Below are 7,340 nucleotides of genomic sequence, written 5' to 3' on the forward strand. Positions count from 1 at the left end.
ATCTACTTTCTTTCATGATATTCTATGCTTGATGACGCTTTATCCATTCAGGTAAGAAGTTCGCTTCTAAGTAATCATTCGTATAATTTCCTTTTAAGAAAGCTTCATCAAATAGTAGGTCATATTGAAATTGCTGGTTTGTAGCTACGCCGTCGATTGTCATCTCTGACACAGCTCGTAGCATTCGATTAATTGCTTGCGGACGATTATCTCCATGAGTAATCAATTTAGCCACCATCGAGTCATAATAAGGTGGCAGCTGATAACCAGCATAAACACCAGAATCTACTCGAATACCTAAACCACCCGCTGGAAAATGTGCAAATTCAAAAGTACCTGAAGATGGCATAAAGTTTTTCTCTGGCATCTCAGCATTAATTCGACATTCTAGCGCATGCCCAGTAAAGGTAATATCTTCTTGTTCATATGCCAAAGGTAAACCAGAAGCGATACGCAACTGTTGGGCTACGATATCAACCCCAGTTACCATTTCTGTAATAGGGTGTTCAACCTGAATACGCGTATTCATTTCCATGAAATAGTAGTTTTGGTCCGCATCTACTAGAAATTCAATCGTCCCAGCAGACTCATAATTCAATTGTTCTGCTGCCCGAACCGCTGCCTGCGTCACCTGAGCACGTGTTTTTTCTGTAATAAATGGACTTGGTGTTTCTTCGATAACTTTTTGATGGTTACGTTGCATCGAACATTCACGTTCACCTAAATGAATGACATTCCCAAACTTATCACCTAATACTTGAACTTCAATATGATGGGCTGGAAAGATGACTTTTTCCATATACAAACGATCATCACCAAAAGCATTTTTCGCTTCACGTGACGCTTCATAGTAAGCATCTACAAAATGACTCTCTTCGTGGACCATCCGCATACCCTTACCACCACCGCCAGAGGTCGCCTTAAGTAATACTGGATAACCAACTGTTTTAGCAATTTCAATCCCTACTTCAGGACTTTCTAAAATGCCATCTGAACCTGGTACTGTTTGCACTTTAGCGGCATTCATGGTGTTTCGGGCATTTTGTTTATCACCCATTAAGTCAATTACTTCAGGACTTGGGCCGATAAATTCAATATTCATTTCTGCACAAAGCTTCGCAAATTTACTATTTTCAGCCAAGAAACCAAAACCAGGGTGGATAGCTTGAACGTTTGTTACCACAGCTGCCGAAAGAATGGCTTGCATATTCAAATAAGAATCGACTGATTTTGGCCCTCCGATGCAGATTGCTTCGTCAGCCAATTTCACATGTAGGGCATCCTTGTCAGCAGATGAATAAACAGCTACTGTTTCGATCCCCATTTCAATACATGTACGAATAATACGGACCGCAATTTCGCCTCTATTCGCTATTAATACTTTATTAATCATCAAATACCTCTTATTCTATGCTATTCGCCTTGTTTCAGGCGAATGCCACAATCTAGTCAACTTTATCTACGTTAGAAATGATAAAGGTCATCTCAGCTTCAGAGCACACTTCACCGTATTCATTACGAATTGTTCCTTTACCGATACCCATACGTTTTTTTAATTTCACAATTTCAACCGTGATCTCAAGTACATCTCCAGGTACAACATTTTTACGAAATTTTACATTATTTAAGCCAGCCAAATAAGCAATTTTATTTTTAAAATCGGGTTGTGATAATAAGGGAATTGATCCTACTTGAGCCATTGTTTCAACTTGTAAAACACCAGGCATCACAGGATTCCCTGGGAAGTGGCCAATGAAGTACTCTTCGTTAATTGTTACATTTTTACGTGCCACAACTTTTTCACCAGGGATGATTTCATCCACACGGTCTACAAAAGAAATCGGGAAACGGTTAGGGATAATTTCTTGTACCTGCATCGCTGTTAAAACAGGTTCTTTACGTTCTGCATATTTAGTCATGCTTCTATACTCCTTTAGAAAATTACTCACTTACTTCAAATAACGGTTGGCCGAATTCTACAACCTGACCATCTTCTACTAAGACATTCATAATCGTTCCAGAAATGTCAGCTGGGATTTCGTTCATTACTTTCATTGCTTCAACAATACAAACAGTCTCACCAGCTTCAACATGATCGCCTACCTTTTTATAGGGTGGTTGATCCGGATTTTTTGCTAGATAGACGACACCAACTAGTGGGCTATCAATTGTTTTAGCTTTTGCAACTGGTGTACTATTAGTAACAGTTTCATCTTGAGCAATGGTTGCTACCTGGGGACCGGCTACTTCTTTCGCTTCATCAGCGCTACTAACACGCTCCACATTTGTTGAAACTTGGTCAACTCCTGTATTTGATTCTTTTTCAGTTACAGTTTGACGTTCTTTAATTTTAGAAATGTATAAAGCGTCCGCTTGTGTTTGAAATGAAAACTCTTGAATAGACGACTGGTCAATTTGATCGATCAAGTCTTTAATCTCTTCATGATTCACCTTTATTCACCAACCTTTTTAAAGGCAATTACTGTATTATGTCCACCAAAACCTAATGTATTGCTGACAACTACATTTACTTCTTGCTCGCGGCCAACATTTGGTACAATATCTAAATCACATAAAGGATCTGGATTCTTATAACCCAAAGTTGCTGGAATAAATGAATCTTTAATCGCCATAATACTAGCAATAGCTTCAACCGCCCCAGCGGCACCTAATAAGTGGCCAATGGATGATTTCGTAGATGAAACCGGAATCTTATAAGCCAATTCCTCTCCAAATGCCCGTTTAATCGCAACTGTTTCAGAAGAATCATTAGCTGGTGTACTTGTTCCATGAGCATTGATATAAGAAACTTCCTCTTTAGAAATATTTCCTTCTTCTAACGCATTTAGCATAGCTTTTGCAGCACCGGATCCATCTTCAGATGGCGCTGTTAAGTGATATGCATCAGAAGTAGCACCGTAGCCAACGATTTCAGCATATATTTTTGCACCGCGTGCGTGAGCAGATTCTAATGATTCTAGTACCAAGATACCTGCTCCTTCACCCATTACAAAACCATTACGATTCTGATCAAATGGAATGGACGCACGATCTGGATCGGTTGAATCACTTGTTGCTGTTAAGTTATCAAATCCACCCAAGCCAATCTCGTTAATAGCACCTTCTGCACCACCAGCAATCATGATATCTGCGTAACCATGTTTGATATAACGAAAAGCCTCACCGATGGCGTTATTAGCAGATGCACAAGCCGTAACCATTGTTAAAGCTGGTCCTTTTAAACCAAAATGCATAGAAATATTTGCAGCACCCATATTTGAAATTGATACCGGCACAAATAAAGGATTTACACGTTTAATCCCTTTTTCTTGCATTTTCAGTACACCTTTTTCAATTTCTTGAATACCACCGATACCAGTACCTAAGTAAACACCAATTCTATCAACATCAGAAGCTTCAATGTCTAACGCAGCATCAGCAACAGCTTCAATCGCTGCAGCTACCGCGTATTGACTATATAAGTCCATACGTTTTGTTTCCTTACGGTCCATAAAATCTTTTGGATTGAAGTCTTTTACTTCAGCTACTAATTTTGCATTCAGGTCTTTTGCGTCAAATTTTGTAATGGGACCAAAGCCATGTACACCAGCTTTTAAATTAGTCCAGAATGTTTTTGCGTCATTTCCGATAGGTGTAATTGCACCTAGACCTGTTACGACTACTCTGTTTGTCATTTTTTGTTGCCTCCTAATTCATATACAATCCACCGTTAACGTCAAGCGTAGTACCTGTAATATAGCTTTGCGTAGCTAAAAAGTATACTGCTTCTGCGATGTCCGATGGTTGTCCAAGTTTTTGTAAGGGAATATTTTCTAACATTTCTGCTTTCGCTTTTTCAGGAATTTCGTCGGTCATTTCTGTTTCAATATAACCAGGTGCAATAGCGTTTACTGTAACACCGCGCATACCTAATTCACGAGCGGCAGCTTTAGTTAAGCCCAAGATTCCTGCTTTAGAAGCAGCATAATTAGCTTGACCGACATTGCCCATTTGCCCAATAACAGAAGCAATATTAATAATTGCCCCTTGGCGTTGCTTCATCATCAGCTTACTTGCAGCTTGGATAAAGTTGAAAGTACCTTTCAAGTTTATATCGATTACTGCATCGAAATCTGCTTCTTTCATTCGCATTAGCAATGTATCGCGAGTGATACCCGCATTATTGACTAATACATCGATGGTTTGGAAGTTCGTTTTGATGAAAGACATAATTTCTTTTGCAAAATCTACATCTGTTACATCACCCTTAAAATCTTTTACAGTGATATCTTTACTTTCTAAAGCTTTTAAATGATCTTCAGATGATCCTGAACGTGAAACAATCACAATATTGTAGCCTTGATCTGCGAATTTATGTGCAATACTTGCACCAATTCCGCGGCTACCACCTGTAATTAAGACTGTCTTTTTTAATTCTTGTGTATTCACTGTCATAAAGCTATCCTTTCAATCCTGCAATAGTAGCTTGCAGGGTTTCTTCGTCTTCAACGCGGTAAACTTTAATATCCTTATTAATTTGCCTCATAAAGGATGATAAGGTTTTACCTGGTCCGATTTCTACGACCGTGTCGACCCCTTCTTCAACTAGATATTCAATAGAATCAGACCATTTAACTGGTTTCATCACCTGTTGAATTAACAAGTCTTTCACTAAACCGTCTTCATGTGGCCGAGCAGTTGTATTTGAAATAACTGGTAATACTTGTGCATTAAAGGTAAATTTTTCTAAGTAATCTGCTAGTTGGTCGCTTGCATCCGCTAGAAGAGCTGTATGGAATGGTCCAGAAACATTTAATTCGACCATTTTTTTCACGCCTGCATTAGTCAACTGACTAACTGCTGTGTCTACTGCATCAGCGTCACCACCGATAACGATTTGCTTAGGGGTATTATAGTTAGCTGGCGCTACATATAAGCCAGATTCTTCACGAACTTGTTGACAGATATCTTCTATTAACGTCCGTTCAGCTTTCATAACAGCAACCATTTTTCCAATACCTACAGGAACTGATTCTTGCATAAAACGCCCACGATGACTCACTAAATCTACCGCATCTGCAAAAGATAATACACCAGCTTCAACAAGCGCTGTATATTCTCCTAAACTTAATCCTGCTAGATAATCAGCTTTAATACCTGCTTTTTTTAGTAAAGCTGTGAAAGCATTTGATACGGTTAAGATAGCGGGTTGTGTATATTCAGTTTGATTTAATTGCGTACCTTCTTGGAAGCATAGATCCTGTATCGAGTACCCTAATACTTCAGATGCTTGATCAAAATAAGAAGCAATCTCAGGATGATGACTTAGTAAGTCTTGACCCATACCCGTATATTGTGCTCCTTGACCAGCATATAAAAAAGCTATTGTCATATCGTTCTCCTCTTAATAGAAAAGCAGTGAAATGCATATACCATCCCACTGCTCACATATTGTCAATTTTATTTCTCAGCTTTAAAGCCATTCACTTGCTCGAGCAGCAATTGTTTCTGTACAATCCGTCATATATGATTGAATTATTTCTGAAACTGTTTCACGTTTATCTACTAATCCGGCAATTTGTCCGGCCATAAATGAACCCGTGTCTAAATTTCCTTCAACAACAGCTCGACGTAAAGCACCTGATCCAAGTGCCTCAAGTCTGTCCCAATCTGGATTAGCTTTACTCGCTTCTTCTTTTTCTACTTTAAGATATTCTTTGGTCAATTTGTTTCGTAACACACGAACTGGATGCCCAGTAGATTCACCTGTCAGTACAGTATCAATATCCTTCGCCTTAATAATTTTTTCTTTAAAATTATCATGCGCATTAGATTCATCTGCAACTACAAAACGTGTACCTACTTGAATACCGACAGCACCTAACATTAGAGCTGCCGCCATGCCACGACCATCACCAATACCACCCGCCGCAATGACTGGGATATCTAAAGTTTTGGTCACCTGTGGTAATAAAGCCATAGTCGTTTGTCTACCGACATGTCCACCCGATTCCATCCCCTCAACAATCACTGCATGAACGCCTTCACGTTCCATACGTTTTGCAAGACCAACAGAAGCGACTACAGGGATAACTGAAATACCGGCTGCGTTGAACCGATCCATATATTTCCCGGGAGACCCAGCCCCAGTTGTGATGGTTTTAACACCTGATTGACAGATATAGTCCACTACTTCTTCTACATGTTCATTTAATAACATGACATTTACAGCAAATGGTTTATCGGTTAAGGTTTGCATCTTTTCAACTTTGGCTTTTACAACATCAACAGAATCATGTCCAGTACCAATTACGCCAAGTCCACCAGCATTGGAAACTGCTGATGCTAAATCCGCATCTGCAACCCAAGCCATTGCGCCTTGAATAATTGGGTATTCAACACCTATGCGTTCCCAAAAATCTGTTTTCACTAAAGGATTACTTCCTCTCTTAATTGACTCATCTTTAAGTAAAAACTATTTATTTGCTTCTACGTAGTCAACTAAATCTTGAACAGTATTGATATTTTCTTCATCTTCAATTTCGATATCGAATTCATCTTCGATATCATTGATGATTTGGAATAAGTCTAAAGAGTCAGCATCAATATCTTCACGGATATTTGTAGTCGCTTTTACTTCATCAGCCTCTAAGTCTAATTGTTCAGTGATTAATTCTTGAATTTTTTCAAATGTAGTCATTTTTTATATTCCTCCATACTTTAGCGTATTTATATAATTACTATTCATATCCTAATAAAAAGGTTATCGTTTTATAAATACGATTAGATTTAATTTTATTTGACATATGTTAAAGTCAATAATGAGATATTAAATTATATATATAACTTTGTCAACTAGTTGTCAAAACTAGAATAGTTTTTTCAGTAAAATTAATTTATTGTAAGCGCTATTAAATGTGCATTTAATGTCATACTGATTCATTGGTTGAGATTAAAGGTGAATTTTGAATAAACAAAAATTGTATTAATAGATAAAGTCATATCTTTTATCAGATTTAGATTTTGCTGTCTGTCATTGAACATAAATATAGCAGCTATATGAGAGGTTTATCTTCTTTTGTATGTGTTATACCATATAGCAATTTCGTATGAAACAATTTGTACTAATGGTATTTAAAAAAGGATTTGAGCAAGCTTTATCATCTCAAATCCCTTTATAGAAAATATTTAAATTGAATCCGTATCAATATTTTGGCAAAAAAAATGCCATAATAAATGATAATCGAGTAGGAGGAATCTTTCGATTCCGACCTCTCACACCACCGTGCGTACGGTTCCGTACACGGCGGTTCAATATTTTGCGTAAGCAGACTCTACTA

At 37.9% G+C, this 7,340-nt stretch carries 8 protein-coding genes; all 8 read right to left on the reverse strand.

The annotated features are described in order from the left end of the window. Window positions 1-22 precede the first annotated feature (22 nt). Window positions 23-1,393 carry an acetyl-CoA carboxylase biotin carboxylase subunit gene (gene accC, locus CJ191_RS07540; RefSeq protein WP_102199428.1) on the reverse strand — a complete coding sequence of 457 codons (1,371 nt, stop codon included), beginning with the start codon at window positions 1,391-1,393 and terminating at the stop codon, window positions 23-25. A gap of 52 nt (window positions 1,394-1,445) precedes the next feature. After that, complete coding sequence (gene fabZ, locus CJ191_RS07545) at window positions 1,446-1,919, reverse strand: 3-hydroxyacyl-ACP dehydratase FabZ (RefSeq protein ID WP_070467837.1); 474 nt, start codon at window positions 1,917-1,919, stop codon at window positions 1,446-1,448. Window positions 1,920-1,941: 22 nt separating this feature from the next. Further along, window positions 1,942-2,451: an acetyl-CoA carboxylase biotin carboxyl carrier protein gene (gene accB, locus CJ191_RS07550; protein WP_070467836.1), complete on the reverse strand. Its 510-nt coding sequence runs from the start codon at window positions 2,449-2,451 to the stop codon at window positions 1,942-1,944. Window positions 2,452-2,453: 2 nt separating this feature from the next. Continuing rightward, complete coding sequence (gene fabF / locus CJ191_RS07555) at window positions 2,454-3,695, reverse strand: beta-ketoacyl-ACP synthase II (protein ID WP_070467835.1); 1,242 nt, start codon at window positions 3,693-3,695, stop codon at window positions 2,454-2,456. A gap of 13 nt (window positions 3,696-3,708) precedes the next feature. Next, entirely contained in the window at window positions 3,709-4,455 is a 747-nt protein-coding gene (fabG, locus tag CJ191_RS07560; RefSeq protein WP_070467834.1) for a 3-oxoacyl-[acyl-carrier-protein] reductase, read from the reverse strand. Between the two features lie 4 nt (window positions 4,456-4,459). Continuing rightward, the gene (gene fabD / locus CJ191_RS07565) at window positions 4,460-5,392 is read right to left on the reverse strand and encodes an ACP S-malonyltransferase (RefSeq protein WP_102199429.1); all 933 of its coding nucleotides are present in this window, start codon (window positions 5,390-5,392) and stop codon (window positions 4,460-4,462) included. A gap of 81 nt (window positions 5,393-5,473) precedes the next feature. Beyond that, on the reverse strand, window positions 5,474-6,430 hold the full coding sequence (locus CJ191_RS07570) for a nitronate monooxygenase (RefSeq protein ID WP_102199430.1): 957 nt from the start codon (window positions 6,428-6,430) through the stop codon (window positions 5,474-5,476). Window positions 6,431-6,475: 45 nt separating this feature from the next. Beyond that, window positions 6,476-6,700 (reverse strand): acyl carrier protein, encoded by a 225-nt coding sequence (locus CJ191_RS07575; RefSeq protein WP_070467831.1) that lies wholly within the window; start codon window positions 6,698-6,700, stop codon window positions 6,476-6,478. Between the last annotated feature and the right edge of the window lie 640 nt (window positions 6,701-7,340).

This window comes from Aerococcus viridans (genome assembly GCF_002871935.1).
Classification (GTDB): Bacteria; Bacillota; Bacilli; order Lactobacillales; family Aerococcaceae; genus Aerococcus; species Aerococcus viridans_B.